This window comes from Enterococcus sp. SMC-9, assembly GCF_021011285.1.
Classification (GTDB): Bacteria; Bacillota; Bacilli; order Lactobacillales; family Enterococcaceae; genus Enterococcus_C; species Enterococcus_C montenegrensis.
Genome location: NZ_JAILYE010000006.1, coordinates 141,941 through 161,856, shown reverse-complemented (window position 1 = coordinate 161,856; position 19,916 = coordinate 141,941). Strand labels below are relative to the sequence as shown.

The following is a 19,916-nucleotide window of genomic DNA, read 5'->3' as shown; positions in this document are numbered from 1 at the left end:
CTATTAAATATACCTATTAGGGTATATAAGGAGCGAAGCGATGTTTTCTTTTTTTTCAAAGATAAAAAATATTACAACAATAGAGTTAGCAACAAAATTAGCCGATAACATTGTATTGTTAGATGTTCGGACGCCGTCTGAATACCGGCAGGGGCATATTGCAAAAGCAAAAAATGTTCCGCTAAATAAAATTGCGGCCTACAAAGAAAAAACAGATCAAAGAATTTACGTGATCTGCCAGTCGGGCATGCGTAGTAAACAAGCAGCAAAACAATTAAAACAAAAAGGCTATGACGTAATCAATGTTAAAGGCGGCATGAATCAGTGGTCTGATAAAGTTAGAGGAGGAAAATAATGAAGGTAATTATTGTAGGGGGTGTTGCTGGTGGTATGTCAGCAGCAACAAGACTTCGCCGCTTGGATGAAACAGCAGAAATTATTATTTTGGAAAAAGGCCCCTTTGTGTCTTTTGCCAACTGTGGCCTGCCCTATTATGTTTCAGGTGAAATAACAGAAAGAGAAGCGTTGCTTGTGCAAACGCCCGAAAGCCTGAAAGCACGCTTTAATCTGGATGTTCGCCCATTTAATGAAGCAATAGCAGTCGATGCCGTAAAAAAAGAAGTAACAATTCAAAATCAAAATGAAATCTATCGTGAAAATTATGACGTTTTAGTTTTATCGCCGGGGGCAAAACCCTTCATCCCACCAATTACAGGACTGAAGGAGGCAAAAAATACATTCACACTCCGCAATGTACCAGATTTGGACAAAATCATGCAGGCGTTAACACCTGACGTAAAACGGGCAACGGTTATTGGTGCAGGTTTTATCGGTTTGGAGATGGCGGAAAATCTACAAAAAGCCGGATTAGCAGTGACAATTGTGGAAAAGGCACCACATGTTTTGCCACCATTCGATCAAGAGATGGCAAGTTTTATTCAAAAAGAATTGGTGGAAAATGGGGTTAAAGTGATTACGGGTCAATCAGCAGTAGCATTCCAACAAGCCGGAGAAAAAATTATTCTTGAAGATGGCAGTAGTTTGACAACTGACATCACAATTTTATCTGTGGGGGTTCAACCAGATACGACGCTGGCTAAAGAAGCCGGCATTCAATTAGGTATGAAAGGTGGCATTATTGTTGATGAAAATTATCAAACGAATTTAGCGGGAATTTTTGCAGTGGGAGATGCCGTTGTGACAAAACAACAAATCACCCACGCAGATACGTTAATTTCGTTGGCCTCACCGGCTAATCGGCAAGGGCGCCAAGTTGCCGATGTAATTTTTGGTTTGCCTCGCAAAAACAAAGGAAGTATTGGAACCGCAATTGTCCGCGTCTTTCATTTAAGTGCGGCAGCAACTGGACTTAGTGAAACAGGCACCCTACAAGCAGGATTAGATTATGAGGTTATTCATATTAGCGGGAAAGATCATGCCGGCTATTATCCTGATGCGACTGAATTAACTTTGAAATTAATTTTTAATCCTAAAACGGGCGCTATTTACGGGGCTCAAGGTGTGGGAGCCAAAGGTGTCGACAAACGCATCGATATTTTGGCGACGGCAATTAAAGGCGGGCAGACTATTTTTGACTTACCAGAATTAGAGTTCACCTATGCGCCACCTTTTGGCTCGGCCAAAGATCCAGTCAACATGTTGGGTTATAGTGCTTTGAACATCCTAGAAGGCTTCAGTCAAAATATTCAATGGCATGAACTTGCTGAGGAAATGAAAAAAGGCAAGCTATTATTAGATGTCCGGAATAAAGCAGAATTAACTAAAAATGGAAAGTTTTCACAAGCTGTGAATATTCCTTTAGATACATTACGGGATAATTTAGCACAACTGGATAAAGAAAAAGCCTACATTGTAACGTGTCACAGTGGGTTACGCAGCTATATCGCCGAGCGAATTTTAAAGCAAAATGGCTTTGATGTGGTAAATTTAGATGGCGCTTTTGCTTTGTATAAAATGGTCAAACCAGAGGAGATTGAATATGAATAAAACAATTACAAATGATGAATTTGCTAAATTATGGCAAAATGTAGCTCTTGTGGATGTGCGAGAAGACGATGAATTTGTCGCCGGACATATCCCTGGCGCCCAAAATATTCCGTTAAGCCAATTAGAAAGCCGCTTTAAAGAATTAGACAAAGACACCCATTATTATGTTATCTGTCATTCTGGCAGACGTTCGGGACTAGCATGCGATTTTTTAAGTCAAAAAGGCTATCATGTGACGAATGTTTTAGGCGGAATGGTGGAATGGAGAGGGGAAATAACCGATGGCCACATGTGATAAAAACATATTAAATCGTTTAAAGCGCACGGAAGGTCAAATTCGCGGCATTCAAAAGATGATTGAAGATGAAAAAGAATGTGTGGATGTGATTACCCAATTAAGTGCTGTCCGTTCTAGTATTGACCGCGTCATGGGCATTATCGTGGCAGAAAACCTAAAAAATTGTTTGGAAAACCCAACAACGAATGCAACAATTCAGCAACAAAAAATTGATCAGGCCATTCAAATGATTATTAAAAAATAAAAAAAAGCGACGAACCTACCACTGTATGAAGATTGCCTTCAATAAATACAGCTTGTAAGTTCGTCGCTTTTTAAATGAGCTTTTAGAAATACTAGGTCCCACTAGGCCTGACTATAAAAGTACGAAGAAAACCTTTCGAGTAGTCTAGTTTTTAAAACTTTCCGAGCGTTCTAGTTTTAAATCTTTTCTTAACGCCAGCCTAATTCTGGGGCCACATCTTTAATGATTGTTTCCAAAATATGCATGTTATATTCAACGCCTAGCGTATTTGGAATCGTGATTAGGACAGTATCGGCTTCTTTGATTGCTTCGTCTTCAGCTAATTCTTTTACTAATTTGTCTGGTTCACCAGCAAATGTCCGACCAAAAATGGTTGGATTGCGGTGGTAAGCCAAATAGCCAACGGAGTCTTGTTGCGGTTGTCCGTCTTGGCCGAATAATTGACGATCCAAGTCCGTTGTAATTGGTTGGATTGAGCGAGTAACGAGGGTACGTGGTTCAAAATCGTGACCAGCTTCTTTCCAAGCTTGTTTAAATGCACGTAATTGATTAGCTTGTTGTACATGGAAAGGCTCGTTACTTTCATAATTTACCAAAGTAGAAGATTGCAAGTTCATTCCGTGTTTCGCTGCCCAAATCGCAGTTTCTTTTGAACCAGCACCCCACCAAATACGTTGACGCAAACCTTCTGAATAAGGTTCAATCCGCAATTTACCAGGTCCTTGTGGGAACATCGGTTGAGGATTTGGTTCGGCAAAATAATTGCCCTCTAATAAATCAAGAAATTCTAATGTCCGTTCCCGCGTAATTTCTTTAATTTCATCTTCGCTATAGTCATAGCCAAAATATTTCCAACCATCTAAAACTTGTTCTGGTGAACCACGGCCCACGCCAAGTTGCACGCGTCCTTGGGTAATAATATCTGTTAAGCCAGCATTTTCAGCCATCATATACGGATTTTCATACCGCATATCAATTAGACCGGTTCCAATTTCAATCTTGCTTGTTTTAGCACCAATTGCTGAAAGAAGTGGAAATGGTGAACCAATTTGAGGTGCAAAGTGATGAACGCGATAGTATGCACCGTCAATGCCGATTTTTTCGGCTTCAACAGCTAATTCAATCGATTGCAAATAAGCATCTTTAGCGGTCTTAACCAATGACCCCCGGTCCATCCAATGACCAAAACTCAAAAAACCAATTTTTTTCATGATGGATATCCTCCTTTATTTCTTTTATCAGCATAACCTTGCTGATAAATTACCATGAGTTTACTACGATTTTTTTTAAAAGACGAATAATTGTGCCGGAAAGAAAAATATTGCGAATATTGATCGAATTTCATATTTATTTTTTTAGAAAATGCAACATTGAGTGTAGTAATGTTTACGCAAAAAATAGTTTTTCCAATCAATCTTTTTTTTATCTTTGTCGGAAAGATTTGATTGGGGACTATAGCGCAATAGTACCCGATATATTTTGCGAGTTTAAATAAATGCAGGAATTAAAGTGATGCTTTTTATAAAATTATCATTTTTTTTTGTAAATCTATGAATTTTTGAAAAAAAGGAGGGCGTGTTTTTTTTATTTTATTGATTTATTTTATTAATTTTGAGAAATGGGTTTCAAGAATTTTTATATACTAAAAATGTGGCCTAAAAAAATTAGGTGTAGGTAAAACTGGCTTAGGTCGTTGGTTTTACTAAATAAACAGACGGAATATAAAAAGGAAGAGGGGGAACGAACATGTTTGGTAAGAAGAAAAAGGATGATTTGTTGGCTGAATTGGAGGAATTAGGATTTCAGAGTGACGGTGATGACGAAGTGGTTTCAGAATTAGAAGCAAAGAATACTGCACTCAGCAAAGAAATAGAAGCGTTGAAAGTAAAAAATGAAATGATAGAAAAAGAAAAGTTGACTTTAACAAATGAAAAAGAAAAATTACAAACTACTATTGAGAATATGGAGAACGAGTTAGCTTCTGTTCAGGCAATCCCAGCTGATTATGATGGACGTGTGGCAGAAGTGGAGCGATTAAACCAAAAGATTGAAACACTTAAGGCGGAGAATAAACAGTTAACAAACAATTTAGAATTTGCGAGTAACCGCGCAATGGAACTAACGCAACGTTTGGAAAGTCACGAACTTAAAGCCAGTAGTGAAGATAAAATTGATCCAATAGAGTTAACTGAATTGCAAGTGAAATATCAAAAAGTTCAAGAAGATTACCAACGAGTAAAAGAAGAGTTAATTTCGTCAAAATCCAATTCAGTACAGGATGAGTTAGAACTTACAAAAAATGAATTAGCAGACGTTTTAATAGAAGCAAAGTCTAAAGCTAAGGAAATTGTGCGAAAGGCTGAATTTGATGCTCATGACATAAAAATGAAGTCCGAAGAAGAATTAGATGAACTAAAGCAAGGTTGTATTCGTTATCAAAATTATATTGAAAAAATGCGGGATGAATCAATCGTATTGTTGGATCAATTGCTACAACAATCACAGCGCGCAACAAAATAATAAACAAAGTGAGGGGGATATCCATGAAAAAAACATTCGCACTTTTAACAGGTACATTTTTTGCTGTTTCTTCTTTTACAACGTTCTTTGCAGAGCAGACAAAAGCTAAAAATCTTGATGAAGATTTTAGTAGTCAAGATGAGAAGGGTGAAAACGATAAAATGGAAATTCCCCTCGTAAGTAGTGAAGCGTTAGATAAAACAGATGAAACAAAAGAATTAGATGAAGCAGAAAAAGAGGATGAAACGGCTGAAGTGAAAGAGGATCAGGATTCTTCTGACGCAATGGAAGAATCTCAAGAGGAAACAAACGAGTCGACAACGGAATCCGAAGAACCCGAAGAATCCGCTTCATCTGAAACTACAAGTGTTACAACGGAACAGTCGTCTGAAACAAGCAATGAAGGTGATAAAACAACATCTGATTCCAATTTTAATACAAATTCACCCCAAGTTAGTTCACCAACTGCCATTGAAAAAAATAGCCCGGTATCTGCTACGAAACAAAGTGAGGGTTCAATCGCAAAGAAAACGACTAAAGTAACGAGTCCCAAAAGTAAAAAAGTTGGTGCTTATCCATCATCTAAAAAACAGGCTTCCTTCATACCTACAAAAGTTACAAACAAGTCAAGTGGAATCAACGGTAACGAGTACATCGGTGAAAATAGTTACACTTTTTCACCCAATTTCACAACGCAACGCTTTGTTCAGGTTATTGGGGAAGACGCTAGGCGACTAGGGCAAAAGCACGGATTATACGCATCGGTGATGATTGCGCAAGCAATTTTAGAAAGTGCGTCAGGTAATAGTTCGCTTGCAAGCCCGCCTAATTATAATTTATTTGGTATTAAGGGAAGCTATCATGGGACAAGTGTTAATTTTGCAACGCAAGAAGATGACGGAAGTGGCAATCATTTTACTATTCGAGCAAATTTTAGAAAGTACCCTTCATACAAAGAGTCATTGGAAGATTACGTTCATCTGATTCGGGGGGGATTGCCTTATAATCATGGCTTTTACAGTGGTGTGTGGAAAAGTAATACACAAACATATCAAGATGCCACTCGATTTTTAATGGGGCGCTACGCAACCGATACTAGTTATGCTGCAAAGCTGAATGGTTTGATTAAAGCCTACAATTTGACCATTTATGATACACCCAATGGAAAAATTGAAAATATTGCTTCTACTATTATTTTAAGTGAAAAAAATGAGGTAGCAGATGTTAGAAATAGAAATACTACACCAACCAAAATACAAAGGAAACAAAAAGAAACAAGAAAAATAGAAAACAAAGCAACTGTGTATCACGAGGTTCAAGTGGGTGAATCATTGATTTCAATCTGTCGCTTGTATCAAGTTCCGCTTAATCAAATTGTTTCACACAATGATTTAAGCAGTTACCTTATAACAGTGGGACAAGTACTAGATATTGGTAAAACAATTCGGCTGAAAGAAGAAGAGAAATTAGATTATGCAACAGGATATTTTGATATGAACCTTGAGCATTTTAGTAAGCCAGCAGGAAAAGATCTGTTTTTGAGATTGAACACACCCTTTTTCAAAAATTATTCCGTCAAGGCCTACAGAGAACGTCCTGCTGGTTTTTATAGTGTTCAACGTGGTGATACGTTAGCTAAGATATCAAAACGTTTTGGGATATCGGTTCAGTCGCTACGAAGATGGAATAATTTAAATAGCTATTTAATCTACGAAGGACAACAACTGCGGTTAACACCTTGGTTGAATGATCCGCTTAGCCAAGGTTTCATCACTATTTAGTGATTGAAAATAACGCCCATTGCCTTTCTCCAATGAGCAGAAATTAGTATAGAAAGGAGTTGAGAATTGAATGAAAATAGAGAAAAAATTGTTTGTTGCAATAGTAATGATTGTTGGGTTGTTAGTGGTAGGCAATTCTGTGAGTTGGTTACACCCGTTGTTTGCACAAGAAAAGCAAACAGTGACTACTTTTGAAAGTTCTAGCATGTTAAGTTCGCCAATTGAAGAAACGTTAAAAGCTACCAGTGAAACAACAGAAACTAGTGGAAATATAATAGAAGGTTCTGAAAACTCGGATAATCTTACTAATGAAGATGAAAAATCTTTGCAAACAGATAACGCTATTCAGCCATTGAATATTGGCGTTCAAGCTGACGAAGTGGTTGCTGAAGTCACAAACTGGGCAGAATTAGTTAAAGCATTTGGTACAGTTACTGTGGATCGTATCGTTGTTAAAAATGACTTTGCTATCCCAACTGATTTACGGGAAGGGTTTGCATCTACTGCAGAAGCTAACACCTATATTGGACGAGATTATTCAACTTCAAGCGGAGGAGCAACCTATCCCAGGATGCAGCCCGCTGGTATAGCCAGAAAGCTAGTTGTCGATTTGAATGGTAGCACTATCGATTTTGGTGGTGTATGTATTATTTTTCGTGATGCAAATATAACCGGAGCCGGTAGTAGAGGAAATTGGGATATTACTTGGCAAAATGGAACTATTTATCATGGAAACTTCTATGGCTTTACGACATTGAATGATTTGAGTAACAATATTCAACAAAATTGTAAAATCACGTACAAAGATTTGACGAATATTGGAAATCAAATGATTCATTCTCCTTATACGGATGTTGAGATTCAAGGCCAAGTTTCTACTAAACAAGAAAGTCCATTTACCTCAGGCCTTAGAACAGATGCAGATGGAAACGTTATTTCATGGGAAAATAATGCAACCAATCAGTATAACATGCTTATTACCAATTTACATGTTGCTGAAGATGCTGTTTTTGAGATGAGTACTTTACAGGCTGGTAATGTTCGTTTAGAAAACAATGGTTCCCTGACCATGGGGAAAAACTCAAAAATGGAAATTGTTGCTTCTCAAGTAGGCGGAGCAGATGAGTATCAAGGTGTAGCGCTTGACTTACAAGGAAGTATCATCATGGATGAGGGGGCAAAGCTAGATATTGTTCCTAGGAAAAATGATAGTGCTATAACGTTACGGAATTCGGGAAATACTGTGCAAATCGGTAAAGATGCAGTTTTGTCGGTGAGATCTGACGGACACACAAGTAATGGTGATGGAACCACAACCAATATTATTAGGCTTCAAACAGGTGCGAAGCTGACTGTGGATGAAGGCGGTACTCTTGATGTTCAAGCTGTAAATATGGCCAATTCAAGTTCTAATATCATCTATGTAAATGGGACAGGAACCTTCGAGGTGAAAAAGAAAGGGATATTTAATGTTGTAAGTGATAGTACCAATAATTCTCAAAGCTTACTTTATTTTTCAAACAATAGTTCTACGTTCCGGTTCGCAGATGCGCAACGAGTAAACTTGCAAAGAACAGGGACAATTGGGAGTGGAAGTAACGGATTAATAAATATTGGCGGCAATGGCGGAATACTGGGTGTTGATATCCAGAAAGTGAGCCGTTGGAACCAAGGAAATTTAACTGATACTCCTACAAAGGTTTGGACACCAATGTATGGCATGGAAATCTCTTATAATAGTCTAGTTTCAACTGTTAAAGAAGCAACCTCCCTCACTGTAGATGCAGCAAATACGTTCAAGAGTGAGTTTAAAACAGATAGCACCCAACGTGTTTTGTTTGAATACATTCCTGACGTAAACGTTAGCATCAACAGTGTAGCAACCGATAATGTCAATGATGATTCCTCTTATGTTATTCGAGGAAATACCAATCCGGGTGCGTATGTTCGTATTTGGGATGAACCGGTCAATGATACGGTAGAGGCGGCGATGGATCCGGCTGATAACGCAATTGCAAGTCCAGCTGAAATGGATTCACCTAATCAAGATGAGGAGCTTGATTTCACAAGCAACTTCACTCTACAGGCGGATCCTGTAACAGGTAATTTCGAGTACACCATTCCTAATGGTAAAAAGTTAGTGGCTGAAGGAAAGGTGAAAGTATTTGCTTTCTTAGAAGGTAAATATGATGAGGCGGAACAAACAGTCTTAGATAGGACTGCGCCAACTGCTGATCCGAAGTCTTACTTTATTAGTGTCGGTGATGCTGCACCTGATCCAAGTCTTTTAGTAGAGAATGTTCAGGATACCAATCCATTAGAACAAACCTTTACTTACGCTTATGCTAAGCCAGATGAAGTAAATGCATTATTAAATACTCCTTCAGAAGAAGGACATAATGTAGATATCATCGTATATGATAACGCTGGTAATGGGGGTACGATTACTTCTAAATTAATTATCTGGGATCTTGGCGAAGAGCTAAAAGGTGAGGACTTTAGTGTTAAATCCAATGATGTTTCTGGTAAAACAGAAGAGGAGTTGAAACAACTCGTTCGCGATCACGGAAACTTGTCCGCTTTCAAACTATTTGAAGGTGCCAAAGTCGATTTAACTGATCGAATCGAGATTACAGATTTAGGTGGTCTTAAACAAACGCCTGGTGACTATACCGTGACACTTAGTGTTGCTGCTGATCCAAGTATTGGGTTAGATGCACCATTATCTGCAACACTCGTGGTAACCGTTAGCGATGATGTTCCACCAACTGGAACAGGCAAGCCAACACTAGTACCACTTGATAAGCCAGAATATATTACTGGGGCAGATTTAAAAACCTTCTTATCTGAGTACAGCGATAATGTTTCGGCTAACGAAGATATTACGGCTGCCTTAGTTGATCCTGATGGTATTGCAGATTTAGTTGCAACAGTTGGCGAGAAAACGATACAGATTACTTTAACAGATGAATCGGAGAATACGAGTGAGCCAATTGATGTTCCAATTCATGTCGTTAAAGGAGAAGTGAGCGGTGATGTCGCAATAACAGGACAAGATTTCCGTATAGATCGAAGTGAATGGGAAGAGGCTGACGCTAACAATACCTTGAAAGATTTCATCCTAAATAAAGGAGAAGTTCAAGCTTTGGAAATGATTGGCGGCGTAGTTACTCCGGTTACTGATTTCGATAAAATTAGTATCGATGATACAAACGTTACTGTTGATAGCGGTCATGAAGAACAACCGATGGAGATTATTTTAACAATTGATAATGGCAAAGATCATATTTCTCAAACTATTAAAGTTACTTTTAACGATAAAACTGCACCAACAGCTGATCCAAAACCAACGGATATCAACATTGGTAATGTAGCTGCCATACGGGATAGTGATCCGAATGTTTTTCTTAGTAATATTAAGGACAATGTCAGTACTGAAGATAAGATCAAAGTAAGCTATACTGCAGGGCAAGATTTTGCTGTGATGGTTGAAACTCCTGGTAAGAAAGATTTAAAGATTGATATTGAAGATGAGGCAGGTAATAAAGCAACGATTAATGTTGAAATCAATGTCTTTGATAATAGTCTTACCATTCGTTTTGTAGACAGCAAGGATAAAGATATTGTGACAGCAGTTGTGATAAGTGACAAGATTCCTGGAAATAAAGTAGACCTAACACAAAATCAAGATGTTCTTAGGGCCTTAAAAGATGCAGAAGATTTGAATTATCAGCTTTTAACAAGGCCAGACGATGAAACAGAAGTCGAAGTTACTTCAACTGGAAAAATTGTGAAATACGAATTTGATGGTACGTTGTTTATTTCATCTTATCCAGAGGTGCTGGATTTTAAAACACATGAAGTCTGGTTTTCTAATATACGTGTGGATAAGCCACAATATCAAAATCCATTAGTGATTTGGGATAATCGCGGGACAAAAGCAGACTGGACCTTAACAGCTACTTTAACCAAAGATTTTACGCTTAAAAATGGTGATGAGGCAGATCCTAACTTTGTTTTAACAGATGTATTAAGTTATCAAGTAACCGATGAAGAAACAAGTGCAGTACTATTGCATGATCAAGCCGAGCCTGTTTTTACAGCGAAGCATACCGAGGAGCAGGCAGAGTATAACATCAGCGATACATGGACTGAAGACGGGGCAGGGTTGAAATTTGAAACACCTGTTTCTAAAGTGAAAAAGCTGGGAGAATATCAAGCTGAAATTCTTTGGACATTAGGGGACGCAAGGTAGAAAGGACGTGAGAAAAAATGAAACGAAGATTTTTTAGTCTTAAACAAAATGTAACAACTGTCGTTATTTTTCTTGCGTTTTTCGCATCCTTTAGTGTAGCGAATGCTGAAGAACAAGGTCAGAAATCTCAAAGTGTCACAACAGAAGGCGTAATTATCTTTGAGGAAGGAACCGATGAAGTACAAGATTCCACAGGACAATCTCAAAGCATTACACCCGTGGTAAAACCAACTGGTACACCAAAACCAGTTGGTAAAAGTTATCCTGCGACAGGTGAAATAGTGAAAAAGAGCTTAATGTATCTAGGCATTGGATTAATCGCTTTATTCTTCTTGTTATTCTGGAAAAAACGTAAAAAGGAGGAGGACAAAGTATGAAAAGAATCATTTTACTGTCTTCACTACTTTTATTCACGCTTCCAGTTACAGCGCAAGCGCAAAGCGATGGAATAGGTACAGGAAAAATAGAGTTCACAGACAAGCAACAAGTAGCAGATCCAGAAAATCCAACCATACCGATAAAACCGGAAAATCCTATTCCACCTAATTCCAATCCCTTGCGTTTAGATTATGTTCCAAGTTTAAATTTTGCAACGCAAAAAAGTGATGGAAAAGATCAAATGTATGCCGCAAATGCCATGATGTTTGAAGATGAGACGACACCTCGGGCGCAATTCATTCAAGTGACTGACAGAAGGGGAACAAATGCTGGTTGGACTGTAAGCGTGAGACAAGAAAAGCAATTTGCAACAGATGAAAAAGTTGAATTGGATGGTGCGATGCTTTCTTTTGATTACTCTTGGGCAAATGGCTCTGATGAAAGTCGAACGCCAATTGTAAAAAAAGACATTATTGAAATGAAAATTGGTGAAACACAAGAAATAGCGAACGCTAAAAAAGGTACGGGGGATGGAACTTGGTTTATCTCGTTTGGCGCTTCCCAGCATAACTCAGCTGGTGTGGCGAATACTTTGGAGCCAAGAAGAGATAGCAACAACCAGGTGACTATTGATACTAGATATAATAAACCGTTATTTTTTAACTCCGCTGTTCAATTATCGGTACCTGGAAGAACTAAAAAAGTTATAGGTAAGCCTTACAAAACGGAACTGACTTGGATTTTATCTGAGTTACCATAAAAAATTGGAGGAAAAGAAGATGAAAAACATTACAAAATTAACTACAGCAGCATTATTGGGAACAATGGCATTAGGCGTGGTGGCTCCAGCAGCACATGCAGCAACAGATGTAGCCGGGAAAGGATATATTGAATTTAAACAAGAGAAACCGGAAAATCCTGATCCAACACCAGGGGGGGAAGATGGGCCAGAAATTACGGAACCAACACCTAATCCAGATCCCAACCCATTGAAAATCGTTTCTGTAACAGAAATGGATTTTGATATCAATGAAGTACCAGTGGGAAATGCTGCTCGGTCTTATGATGTTTTGCCATTTGAGACAACGAAAGTTGCTCCAGAAGGAGAGGAAGAAACTCCTCTCAAAACAGCACACTTTGTTCGATATATGGATGTTCGAGCTGATGGATTTGAAAACCACCATACAATTAAAGCAGAATTAACCCAACAATTTGCTCATAATGATCATTCAGAAAAATTTTTAGATGGAGCAACATTATTGTATAAGAAAATCACATTAGAAGCAGGAAATGGTACGGCTGACACGAATACACCATCGGCTTCAGCTGTAGAAGATGCGGCAAGCGCAGAAATTAAAGAAGGTACGCAAACGACAATTGTAGAAAATAAAGAAGCGGGTAAAGGCCGGGGTGTTTTCGATATTATTTTTGATAAAAAGGACGATGAATCAAAATACACTAAAAAAGATTATAAAGGCGTGTCATTAGAGGTACCTGCTGCGGTTAATATGCTAACAGGAGTCTATACTGGTGAAGTTACGTGGACAATTGAAGATGCGCGATAATTAAGAAACATAGTTTGATCTATCAGACGACTGCTTTGTGTGGTCAGTATGAAAGCAGTCGTCTGATTAATGACTAAAGGGGTGTGTACCATGAATAAAAAGGCCTGGGTGGGAATAATCTTAGTCTACATAATGGGATTATTTCTTGGAAATACGATAGTTAGCTATGCTGCTGATAGTGCTGAGGCTCAAGGTGGTTTTTCATATGAGGTTGTTCGACCGGAAAATCAAATTGATAAAGGTGTCGGCTACTTTGATTTGAAAATGGAGCCGGAACAAAAACAGACTGTCAAAATAAAACTGCATAATACTGGAGATAAAGAAATTACTATTTTAGTGGGTGCCTATGGAGGAAAGACTAATAGTAGTGGTGTAATCGAGTACAGCAACAATGCTATTGAAAATGACAAGTCGTTGAAGTATCCTTTTGAATCCGTCGTAAAAGTACCCAAAGAAGTTAAGTTAGCTGCAAATTCTTCACAAGATTTAAATATTGACATCACTATGCCAAAATCTGAATTTGATGGTTACATTGCTGGAGGCATTTTACTACAGGAAAAAGATGCAGAAGGTACAAAATCACAAAGTCAACAAGGGATGGTTGTTAACAAGTTTGCCTATCTAACTGGGATGCTATTGAGTGAAAAAAATCCAAATACAAATAAAGAAGAAATGAAATTAAATCGCGTTTATGCGACGTCAAAAAATCATCGTAATGTAATTAGTATAAATTATTCAAATATCCAGCCCATTTTTGTAGATGATATGACAACAGATGTTCAAATCATGAAGGGAGATTCAAATGAAGTCGTATATGACGCTAAAAAATCACAAATGCGGATGGCGCCAAATACGATGATTGATTTTCCTGTTAGCTTGGAAGGCTCGGAGATGATACCTGGAGATTATCGTGCTAAAATATTAGTAACGACAGAAAAAGGCGGACGCTGGGAGTGGGAACAAAAATTTACCATTACTGATGAAGAAGCAGATAAATATAATGCACGGGATTTGACTTTGGTTCAAGATCCAGGCCTTAATTGGCGGCTGATAGCAATGATTGTCGGTGGTTTACTAGTATTACTACTTATCATCTATTTCATTGTTCGCAAAATTAACAAAGAGCGTGAAAAGAAGAAATTAATCGAGCGAAAGTTAGCTGCAAAAAATAAAAAAAGATAGGAGCGAGGAGTGATGGAACTACTAGACTGGCTTTTTATAATCCTCCTCTCCCTTGCAATTTTTGCAATTATCTTTATGTTTATTTCGATTGCTGCTTGGGTAACCAACCAGCAGAAATTAAATAAAGTCAGCGCAATGAAGCCCAGCAAAAAACAACGTCGGGCTTGGTTGCGCTATTGCGTTGATTTGATGGATAAGGTAAGTAAAAATCGAAATAATGTGATTTTTGCTGTGATTTTTTCAATAGTATTCGCAGGTGGAAGCTATTATATCCGCTATTACCAATCCACAAGCTTAACGGCAACGGATTCTGAAAATGTTGTTCAAGGCTACTTCATTGTTCAAGAATTGGAAAAACAGTTAAAAGAACTATCAACCACCAGTAACGAAAAAAAAGCGCAAAGCACAATCTACGATTTATCTTCTCGTTTAGTTAGTTATGGTTCGAATGTTCCGGAACCTCGTTTAGGAAAAGATGAAAAATTGGTATTGAAACAGTTGTATACACGAATGAAGCAGTTGGGTATCAATTTAGCCGGACTTTCCATCAAACAGCTAAAAAATAAGGAAGTTAATTCCGGCTATTTAAACGACATTAAGCGAACGCAAGCTGCTCAAGAACAAGTTTTTAATCACTTTAAAGTAGATAAATCAGCCCTCCAACAAGAATAGGAGGGAACTGATGAAAAAAAGATTAAATCAACAACAATTACAACTACTTGCGCAAAGCATCCGGAAAAAAAGGCGCAGGCGCTACCTTCAAGATTTATTTGTTACCTTTGGAATTTTTGTTACAGTGGTTATGGGAGTATTCTTTATTTTTTTTCAAATACAGACAGTGAATGACTTCAGCATGTTGCCAAATTTGCAAGCGGGAGACAGGTTGATCTTAGGAAAGTATAAGGAGATTGAGCGGTTTGATATCGTTGCTTTTCAAGTTCCAGGAAGAAAGCAACAATCGATTCGACGTGTTATTGGTTTACCAGGAGAAGAACTTCGCTATCATGAAGATATTTTGTACGTAGGTACGCGGGAAATACCCGAACGCTTTTTAAGTGATGATTTAGTTGCAGCAAAAGATAAAGCGTATCAGCTGACACCAGATTTTACTACCAGTGATATTAGAGGTGTAAAGAATCAACGAATTCCCGCTGATTATTATTTAGTTTTGGCGGATAACCGTAGTTTTGGTGTTGATAGTCGGGATTACGGATTAGTACCAAAGGAAAATATTCTTGGTGTTGGCGCAGCAATATTTTTACCAGTTTCCCGTATGACGCAATTGTAGGAGTTGAAAGTTATGACAGAAAAAAAACAAGAAAACCCTCGAATTGTGTCGCAAGTGGCTTCAAAAAAAAAGATGCGAAAAAAATTGACCTCAGAGCAAATAGAGCTAATTTTGCAGCGTCGGCGAAAAGAACAAATACGAAAATACTGGGATCTATTCTTACTGTTAATGACAATAGTAGTGTGTGTTCTTTTCTTAATAAATGTTAAAGCGCATCAAATTGTTGGTGAGTCTATGATTCCAACGCTTCATAATGGAGACCGAATTTTAATAAAAAGAACACAAGAAGTCCAACGCTATGACATTGTGACGTTTACACCAGACGGCAATGACTCACAAGGCAAGACTTATATTAAGCGTGTGATTGGTGTTCCAGGTGATAAATTTGTTGTTCAGGGCTCAACTTTGTATTTATTTAACCAAAAAAATATTGATACAGAGTACGATGCTCTTCGATATTCAGTTAACTTGCCGGATAGTACGCAGATTTTTGAATTAGATAAAAAACTTGCTGACAATTTACGGAATCAGACACAGATTCCTAAAAATGCTTATTTTGTATTGGGGGATAATCGCAAAAACTCTGAAGATAGCCGTATTATTGGATTTGTACAAAAAAACGCAATCGAAGGAGTTATGAAATTACGTTTTTATCCATTCGATAAAATTGGCTGGGTACACTGAACAATATTTTAATAGTATGATAATTTAAAATACAGAACTTTTGAGACTAGGCTAATGAGCTTAGTCTTTTTTTTATATTGAAATTAATGTTGAAATAGTACATCAAGTGTATTATAATCGCATCTAGTAAATTAGATGTACTAAATTAGTGAGGAGAAATAGTGATGGATAATTTTATACACGCTTCAGAAGAAATCGCGCTTTTTTGTCGCATGAATGTTAACGTGAAAAAAAATTTACCAATTCGTTCTAGTGAGATGGGAATGTTGATCTATTTAGTTAAAACAGAAGGAGAGAAGACACCCAATGCAGTGGCAAAGTTTTTTAATGTGACAAAAGCGATGGCCACTAATATGACGACTTCTTTATTAAAACAAGAATATATTGTAAAAGAACAGTCGATGATAGATAAGCGCAGTTTTAGCTTAATTCCAACGAAAAAAGCTGTTGAATTAGTGGAGAGCGCATATACAGAATACTTTAAAACAATGACATTGTTGCAAGAAAAAATGGGAAAAGAAAAGTTTGCAGAATTTATTGACTTGTTAGAACGTGCTAACGAAATTTTAGTGGAGGAAAAAAAGAATCATGAGTAGAATTTTAGTAACCGGAGCTTCGGGAAATGTCGGCAAGTACGTCGTAGAATATGCATTAAAAAATGGCCAGCAAGTGACAGCTGCCGGGACACATCCAGACACGTTAACAAAAATGTTTGGCAATAATGAAAATGTCCGCGTTGTCCCCTTTGATTTTATGGATGAAAAGACCTATGCAAAAGCGTTGCAAGATGTACAAGCAGTCTTTATCATGCGCCCGCCTCATTTAGGCAATCCCGCTGATTTATATCCTTTTATTGATACATTAAAAAACAGCGGTAAAATCAAATTAATTAGCTTTTTATCATTGATCGGGATTGAACATAATCCTGTGCCTCCTCATTATAAAATTGAAAAATATATTGAAAAATCTGGCGTCCCTTATTGCCATATTCGCCCTAGTTTTTTCATGCAAAATCTAAGTGGTGTACACGCTTTTGAAATTAAACATTTCAATAAAATTGTTGTACCAGTTAAAAAAGCATTAACTAGTTTTATTGATGCTGAAGATATTGGTGAATTGATAGCAAAAGTTTTGACTAACCCAGCGAAGCATCAAAATACAGCGTATGCCATCACAGGTAGTGAAGCGATCGACTACGATCAAGTTGCAGACACATTAAGTGAAGTTTTACAGCGCAAAATTTCTTACGCTAATCTTGCGCCACGTTTGGCTAAAAAATATTGGATCACCATTCGCGGACTAGACAAAGAATATGCGACAGTGATGGGGATGCTTTATATGATGACACGCCTAGGAACAGCTAAGAAAGTCACGGATACATTTAATGTCATCATGGGTAAAAATCCTCGCAGCTTTGCAACGTTTGTCAAAAAAAATGCTGCCGCTTGGCAATAAAGAAAACTTAGTGATCACTAGGGAATTAAATAACGAAAAAACTTATATGAAAAAATCGGATAAGTTTTTTTATATTTGAAATTGTAATGAAGAATCAACATGATCAAATAAATTGTACGGATAAATTATTTACAATTCAAAACTGTCACTTTTCTTTTTATATGGCAGGCTTTTATTTCGATAATTGGATAGTTTAACATACAAGTAAATCAAATCATCAGGCAGTTTGTATTAATGAAAAAAGGTCTTAAGTCTCTTTACTTTCTAGTCAGGATACAGTAGTATTACAGTACTGAATAAAACAAAGAGGAGATTGTATATTATGACTGCATCCATGAAATTGCGTATTGAACTTTTGAATAGCTAATTAAATAAATTCAAAAGTCTTGGAAAGAGCGATTTCAAGGGATTAGTGTGTACTTTTCCTGAATATAGAAATCAAAGGATAGTCCTAGACTATCCTTTTTGTGTACTCTTTTTCCCGAGAAGAAAGAGAAGGAAATTAATGGAAAACTTAGCACTTAAACTAACGAATATCCGAAAAAATTTGGGTACAAAAGAAGTAGTAAATATACAAGAATTGACAGTTTATGAAAATAATCGCATTGGTATTATTGGTGATAATGGGACGGGAAAATCTACTCTGTTGAAGATAATACAAGGCGAAATAGTACCAGAAACCGGTTCTATTCAACGGGAAGTATCTTTTAGTTATTTTTCACAAATACCAAAAGGAACAAAGGTCATTGATTCTGAGAGAATGGATTGGGGGCTTGTTAGTCGCTTTAAAGTTCCCAAAAATGAAATCAACACATTAAGTGGTGGTGAAGAGACCAAATATCGCTTAGCTCAGACCCTATCTACCTATCAAATGGGTCTGTTACTAGATGAGCCAACCACTCATTTAGATCGTAATGGGGTTGACTATTTAATTGAAGAGTTAAGATATTATTATGGCACACTTATTTTTGTTAGTCACGATCGCTATTTTCTAAATCAATTAGCAACTAAAATTTGGGAGATTAGGGATGGTCAAGTTACCGAGTATATTGGTAATTATGATGCCTATAAACAGCAAAAAGAAAGCGAGAAATTAGAGCGGCAAAGGGCGGCTAATAACTATACTAAAGAAAAAAAGAAGTTGGAAGCTGCAATTTTTCAAAAAAAGAAGCAGGCAGCCAATTCTGAAAAAGTATCTGCCAAGAAAAAAAAGCAGAATGTTCGACCTGACCGTCTATCTTCTTCAAAGCAAAAAGATACTGTTCAAAAGGGGCTTCAAAAATCGTTTAAGTCAATGGAATCTCGTTTAGCCCAGCTAGATGAGCCTATCCAACCCGAGAGCAAAAAGCACATTCTATTTCCAAAAGTTAAATCAGTTGAAATCCATAACAAATTTCCTATACGTGGAGAGCAAGTATCTTTAAAAAAGGGAGAGAAGAGTTTGTTGGAGAAGTGTGATTTTCAGTTTTCCTTGGAAAAGAAAATTGCTATTGTTGGGGACAACGGGACTGGAAAAACAACCCTATTAAATCATATTGTATCAAATGGAGAAGGCATTATTCTTTCTCCCAAGGTCACCTTTTCAGTGTATCGACAGATGGATTATAAATTTAGTGAATCAGAGAGTATTTTGTACTATTTAATGGAGCGTACTGAATATTCAGAAGCAGTTGTTCGAAGTATATTAAGTAATTTAGGATTCTCTCAAACAGATATTGGAAAACCATTGACTTCTCTAAGTGGGGGTGAATCAACACGGATTTCATTAGCTACAGTTTTTACTATACCCTCCAATGTCTTGATTTTAGATGAGCCAACTAATTTTATAGATTTGACAACGATTGAAGCATTGGAAGAATTAATAAAGGCATATGCCGGAACGGTCCTGTTTACTTCTCACGATTCTCATTTTGTTGAGAAATTGGCAGATGAAGTATATATATTAAATAATAAGCAATTAATATTAAAAAATTGATGTTTTTTTCCTTACTGTCCGATTTTTTCGACAAATGGATTGAGTTCAAACTGAAAAAAATATAGGAAGAGTTTACAGAAAATGACCTGACTCCCAGAAGTTAGACCAAAAATCTAACTTCTGGGAGTCAGTATATTCAGCGTGATCTTTTTTATTTAAAGGAAGATTCATACTAGCATAAGCGATAGAAAAACAAAGCGGAGAAAGCATTTGCTTCTATAAAAAGAAGGGAGAACTAATTACTATGAAGAAAAAATGATTTTATTTTCGACGCTCATTTTGTT

18 protein-coding genes are annotated in these 19,916 nt (G+C 37.2%); 17 read left to right on the top strand and 1 reads right to left on the bottom strand.

What is annotated here, in order from left to right:
* Positions 1 to 40 precede the first annotated feature (40 nt).
* From K4422_RS10790 to K4422_RS10775, 4 genes are read left to right on the top strand one after another with little or no spacing between them, the layout of a single operon-like run.
* Positions 41 to 355, top strand: coding sequence for a rhodanese-like domain-containing protein (locus K4422_RS10790; protein WP_230711098.1), 315 nt, complete (start codon positions 41 to 43; stop codon positions 353 to 355).
* On the top strand, positions 355 to 2,007 hold the full coding sequence (locus K4422_RS10785) for an FAD-dependent oxidoreductase (protein ID WP_230711097.1): 1,653 nt from the start codon (positions 355 to 357) through the stop codon (positions 2,005 to 2,007). The genes K4422_RS10790 and K4422_RS10785 overlap by 1 nt, the downstream gene beginning before the upstream one ends.
* Positions 2,000 to 2,302, top strand: coding sequence for a rhodanese-like domain-containing protein (locus K4422_RS10780; RefSeq protein WP_206903311.1), 303 nt, complete (start codon positions 2,000 to 2,002; stop codon positions 2,300 to 2,302). The genes K4422_RS10785 and K4422_RS10780 overlap by 8 nt, the downstream gene beginning before the upstream one ends.
* On the top strand, positions 2,289 to 2,549 hold the full coding sequence (locus K4422_RS10775; protein ID WP_206903312.1) for a metal-sensitive transcriptional regulator: 261 nt from the start codon (positions 2,289 to 2,291) through the stop codon (positions 2,547 to 2,549). The genes K4422_RS10780 and K4422_RS10775 overlap by 14 nt, the downstream gene beginning before the upstream one ends.
* A 188-nt stretch (positions 2,550 to 2,737) precedes the next feature.
* On the opposite strand, the gene K4422_RS10770 is transcribed toward K4422_RS10775, so the two are convergent.
* Positions 2,738 to 3,760, bottom strand: a complete 1,023-nt coding sequence (locus tag K4422_RS10770; RefSeq protein ID WP_206903313.1) for an LLM class flavin-dependent oxidoreductase — start codon at positions 3,758 to 3,760, stop codon at positions 2,738 to 2,740.
* 535 nt (positions 3,761 to 4,295) lie between these two features.
* Between K4422_RS10770 and K4422_RS10765 the strand changes: the two genes are divergently transcribed.
* The 13 genes from K4422_RS10765 to abc-f all read left to right on the top strand — a co-directional run bounded on the left by K4422_RS10765 (position 4,296) and on the right by abc-f (position 19,632).
* Complete coding sequence (locus K4422_RS10765) at positions 4,296 to 5,069, top strand: hypothetical protein (protein WP_206903314.1); 774 nt, start codon at positions 4,296 to 4,298, stop codon at positions 5,067 to 5,069.
* A gap of 23 nt (positions 5,070 to 5,092) precedes the next feature.
* A complete protein-coding gene (locus K4422_RS10760; RefSeq protein ID WP_230711096.1) occupies positions 5,093 to 6,850 on the top strand; it encodes a glucosaminidase domain-containing protein in 1,758 nt (585 codons plus the stop codon).
* Between the two features lie 70 nt (positions 6,851 to 6,920).
* Positions 6,921 to 11,105 (top strand): pectate lyase-like adhesive domain-containing protein, encoded by a 4,185-nt coding sequence (locus K4422_RS10755; RefSeq protein ID WP_230711095.1) that lies wholly within the window; start codon positions 6,921 to 6,923, stop codon positions 11,103 to 11,105.
* Positions 11,106 to 11,122: 17 nt separating this feature from the next.
* Positions 11,123 to 11,482, top strand: coding sequence for an LPXTG cell wall anchor domain-containing protein (locus K4422_RS10750; protein ID WP_206903317.1), 360 nt, complete (start codon positions 11,123 to 11,125; stop codon positions 11,480 to 11,482).
* On the top strand, positions 11,479 to 12,243 hold the full coding sequence (locus K4422_RS10745; protein WP_206903318.1) for a WxL domain-containing protein: 765 nt from the start codon (positions 11,479 to 11,481) through the stop codon (positions 12,241 to 12,243). Before K4422_RS10750 ends, K4422_RS10745 begins: the two co-directional genes overlap by 4 nt.
* 19 nt (positions 12,244 to 12,262) lie before the next feature.
* The gene (locus tag K4422_RS10740; RefSeq protein WP_230711094.1) at positions 12,263 to 13,048 is read left to right on the top strand and encodes a WxL domain-containing protein; all 786 of its coding nucleotides are present in this window, start codon (positions 12,263 to 12,265) and stop codon (positions 13,046 to 13,048) included.
* Between the two features lie 90 nt (positions 13,049 to 13,138).
* On the top strand, positions 13,139 to 14,230 hold the full coding sequence (locus K4422_RS10735; RefSeq protein ID WP_230711093.1) for a DUF916 and DUF3324 domain-containing protein: 1,092 nt from the start codon (positions 13,139 to 13,141) through the stop codon (positions 14,228 to 14,230).
* Positions 14,231 to 14,242: 12 nt separating this feature from the next.
* On the top strand, positions 14,243 to 14,902 hold the full coding sequence (locus K4422_RS10730) for a hypothetical protein (protein WP_206903321.1): 660 nt from the start codon (positions 14,243 to 14,245) through the stop codon (positions 14,900 to 14,902).
* A 10-nt stretch (positions 14,903 to 14,912) separates the two neighbouring features.
* Positions 14,913 to 15,518 carry a signal peptidase I gene (lepB, locus tag K4422_RS10725; RefSeq protein WP_230711092.1) on the top strand — a complete coding sequence of 202 codons (606 nt, stop codon included), beginning with the start codon at positions 14,913 to 14,915 and terminating at the stop codon, positions 15,516 to 15,518.
* Between the two features lie 12 nt (positions 15,519 to 15,530).
* Entirely contained in the window at positions 15,531 to 16,202 is a 672-nt protein-coding gene (gene lepB, locus K4422_RS10720) for a signal peptidase I (RefSeq protein ID WP_230711091.1), read from the top strand.
* Between the two features lie 164 nt (positions 16,203 to 16,366).
* The gene (locus tag K4422_RS10715; RefSeq protein WP_206903324.1) at positions 16,367 to 16,798 is read left to right on the top strand and encodes a MarR family transcriptional regulator; all 432 of its coding nucleotides are present in this window, start codon (positions 16,367 to 16,369) and stop codon (positions 16,796 to 16,798) included.
* Positions 16,791 to 17,657: an NmrA family NAD(P)-binding protein gene (locus K4422_RS10710; RefSeq protein ID WP_230711090.1), complete on the top strand. Its 867-nt coding sequence runs from the start codon at positions 16,791 to 16,793 to the stop codon at positions 17,655 to 17,657. Before K4422_RS10715 ends, K4422_RS10710 begins: the two co-directional genes overlap by 8 nt.
* 505 nt (positions 17,658 to 18,162) lie before the next feature.
* Positions 18,163 to 19,632: a ribosomal protection-like ABC-F family protein gene (gene abc-f, locus K4422_RS10705; protein ID WP_230711089.1), complete on the top strand. Its 1,470-nt coding sequence runs from the start codon at positions 18,163 to 18,165 to the stop codon at positions 19,630 to 19,632.
* The last annotated feature ends 284 nt before the right edge of the window (positions 19,633 to 19,916 follow it).

What these genes read in the sequence shown, in the direction of transcription:
- K4422_RS10790 (WP_230711098.1), top strand. Translation starts at nt 41, where the DNA reads ATGTTTTCTTTTTTTTCAAAGATAAAAAATATTACAACAATAGAGTTA.
- K4422_RS10785 (WP_230711097.1), top strand. Translation starts at nt 355, where the DNA reads ATGAAGGTAATTATTGTAGGGGGTGTTGCTGGTGGTATGTCAGCAGCA.
- K4422_RS10780 (WP_206903311.1), top strand. Translation starts at nt 2,000, where the DNA reads ATGAATAAAACAATTACAAATGATGAATTTGCTAAATTATGGCAAAAT.
- K4422_RS10775 (WP_206903312.1), top strand. Translation starts at nt 2,289, where the DNA reads ATGGCCACATGTGATAAAAACATATTAAATCGTTTAAAGCGCACGGAA.
- K4422_RS10770 (WP_206903313.1), bottom strand. Translation starts at nt 3,760, where the DNA reads ATGAAAAAAATTGGTTTTTTGAGTTTTGGTCATTGGATGGACCGGGGG.
- K4422_RS10765 (WP_206903314.1), top strand. Translation starts at nt 4,296, where the DNA reads ATGTTTGGTAAGAAGAAAAAGGATGATTTGTTGGCTGAATTGGAGGAA.
- K4422_RS10760 (WP_230711096.1), top strand. Translation starts at nt 5,093, where the DNA reads ATGAAAAAAACATTCGCACTTTTAACAGGTACATTTTTTGCTGTTTCT.
- K4422_RS10755 (WP_230711095.1), top strand. Translation starts at nt 6,921, where the DNA reads ATGAAAATAGAGAAAAAATTGTTTGTTGCAATAGTAATGATTGTTGGG.
- K4422_RS10750 (WP_206903317.1), top strand. Translation starts at nt 11,123, where the DNA reads ATGAAACGAAGATTTTTTAGTCTTAAACAAAATGTAACAACTGTCGTT.
- K4422_RS10745 (WP_206903318.1), top strand. Translation starts at nt 11,479, where the DNA reads ATGAAAAGAATCATTTTACTGTCTTCACTACTTTTATTCACGCTTCCA.
- K4422_RS10740 (WP_230711094.1), top strand. Translation starts at nt 12,263, where the DNA reads ATGAAAAACATTACAAAATTAACTACAGCAGCATTATTGGGAACAATG.
- K4422_RS10735 (WP_230711093.1), top strand. Translation starts at nt 13,139, where the DNA reads ATGAATAAAAAGGCCTGGGTGGGAATAATCTTAGTCTACATAATGGGA.
- K4422_RS10730 (WP_206903321.1), top strand. Translation starts at nt 14,243, where the DNA reads ATGGAACTACTAGACTGGCTTTTTATAATCCTCCTCTCCCTTGCAATT.
- lepB (WP_230711092.1), top strand. Translation starts at nt 14,913, where the DNA reads ATGAAAAAAAGATTAAATCAACAACAATTACAACTACTTGCGCAAAGC.
- lepB (WP_230711091.1), top strand. Translation starts at nt 15,531, where the DNA reads ATGACAGAAAAAAAACAAGAAAACCCTCGAATTGTGTCGCAAGTGGCT.
- K4422_RS10715 (WP_206903324.1), top strand. Translation starts at nt 16,367, where the DNA reads ATGGATAATTTTATACACGCTTCAGAAGAAATCGCGCTTTTTTGTCGC.
- K4422_RS10710 (WP_230711090.1), top strand. Translation starts at nt 16,791, where the DNA reads ATGAGTAGAATTTTAGTAACCGGAGCTTCGGGAAATGTCGGCAAGTAC.
- abc-f (WP_230711089.1), top strand. Translation starts at nt 18,163, where the DNA reads ATGGAAAACTTAGCACTTAAACTAACGAATATCCGAAAAAATTTGGGT.